Origin of the sequence: Rathayibacter sp. AY1A4, assembly GCF_002930955.1 — a bacterium.
Classification (GTDB): Bacteria; Actinomycetota; Actinomycetes; order Actinomycetales; family Microbacteriaceae; genus Rathayibacter.
The window spans coordinates 1-1,806 of the sequence record NZ_PSTN01000057.1 but is presented as its reverse complement, the minus strand read 5'-3'; the positions used below and the strand labels follow the sequence as shown (position 1 = coordinate 1,806).

Sequence of the window (1,806 nt, the reverse complement as noted above, 5' to 3'; positions counted from 1 at the left end):
CTACATCAACGACTACGGCGTGAACAGCGTCCTCCTCCACATCGCGATCGCCGTCGACCGCGTCGCCCGGGGCATCGGGGACCCCTCCGGCTCCCGCCCGCACTCCGCACGACAGGAACGAGCACCCATGACGCTGTCCACTCCTCAGACCGCCTACGCCTCCGCCAAGCTCCAGGGCACCGGAGTGGGACGCGGGCTGGCCCTCGGGCCGGTCCTGCGCATGCCGGAGCCGCTGCCCGAGCCCGAGGACACCGCCAGCACCCGCAGCGTCGCCCAGGAGGAGGAGCGCGCCGTCTCGTCGCTCTCCGCCACCGCCGCGACGATCCGCCACCGCGGCGAGCGGGCCGGCGGCTCGGCGAAGGACGTCCTCGACGCCCAGGCCCTGATGGCCGAGGACCCGTCCCTCGCGGACGACGTCAAGGCGCGGATCGCCGGGGGCAAGACCGCGGAGCGCGCCGTGCACGAGGCCTTCGCCGGCTTCCGCGACCTGCTCGTGGCGATGGGCGGCTACATGGCCGAGCGCGCGACCGACCTCGACGACGTCTCGCAGCGCGTCGTGGCGCACCTGCGCGGCGTCGCCGCTCCCGGCGTCCCCGAGTCGGACGAGCCGTTCGTGCTCGTCGCCCGTGACCTCGCTCCGGCCGACACGGCGCTGCTCGACCTCGAGAAGGTCCTCGGTCTGATCACCAGCGACGGAGGACCGACCTCGCACACGGCGATCCTCGCCCGGGAGAAGTCGATCACCGCCATCGTCGGCACCACCGGCGCCCTCGACCTGCGGGACGGCCAGCTCGTCATCCTCGACGCCACCTCCGGCGTCGTGACGGTGAACCCCTCGGACGCCGAGATCGGCGCCGCGAAGTCCTCGATCGCCGAGCGCGCCGAGATGCTCGCCGCACCGGTCGGTCCCGGCGCGCTGGCCGACGGCCACGCCGTGCCGCTGCTCGCGAACCTCGGCTCGGCCGACGGCGCTGCGAACGCGGTCGAGCTCGGCGCCGAGGGAGTGGGGCTGTTCCGCACCGAATTCCTCTTCCTCGACGCGAAGGAGGCGCCCTCGGTCGCCGAGCAGGCGGAGCAGTACACGCGCCTGCTCGCTGCGTTCCCCGGCCGCAAGGTCGTCGTCCGCGCGCTCGACGCCGGCGCCGACAAGCCGCTGAGCTTCCTCAACGACGACCACGAGGAGAACCCGGCCCTCGGTCTCCGCGGACTGCGCGCCCTCCGCGCCAGCGAGCAGATCCTCCGCGACCAGCTCACCGCCCTCGCCCAGGCCGATGCCGCGACCGACGCCGACCTCTGGGTCATGGCGCCGATGGTCGCGACCGTGGACGAGACCCGCTACTTCACCTCGATGGCGCGGGAGCTCGGCATCCGCACCGCCGGAGTGATGGTGGAGGTCCCCTCCTCCGCCCTGCTCGCCGACCGCATCCTCGGAGTCGCGGACTTCGCCTCGATCGGCACCAACGACCTGACCCAGTACACGCTCGCCGCCGACCGCATGCTCGGCACGGTCTCGGCGTTCCAGGACCCGTGGCACCCGGCCGTGCTCCGCCTCGTCGGCGAGGTCGGCCGCGCGGGAGCGGCGCTGGGCAAGCCCGTCGGGATCTGCGGAGAAGCCGCCGCCGACCCGCTGCTCGCCGTGGTCCTCGTCGGCCTCGGCGCCACCACCCTCTCGATGTCGCCGTCGGCTCTCGCCGACGTCCGCGCCGAGCTGGCCGAGCTCGAGACCCGCGGCTACTACATCAACGACTACGGCGTGAACAGCGTCCTCCTCCACATCGCGATCGCCGTCGACCGCGTCGCCCGGGG

The 1,806-nt window shown here is 73.5% G+C and carries 1 protein-coding gene; it reads left to right on the top strand.

Annotated features, from left to right (window positions below):
• Nucleotides 1-127 precede the first annotated feature (127 nt).
• The coding region (gene ptsP, locus C5B92_RS16760) for a phosphoenolpyruvate--protein phosphotransferase (protein WP_104350620.1) at nt 128-1,806 on the top strand (1,679 nt) is incomplete at its 3' end.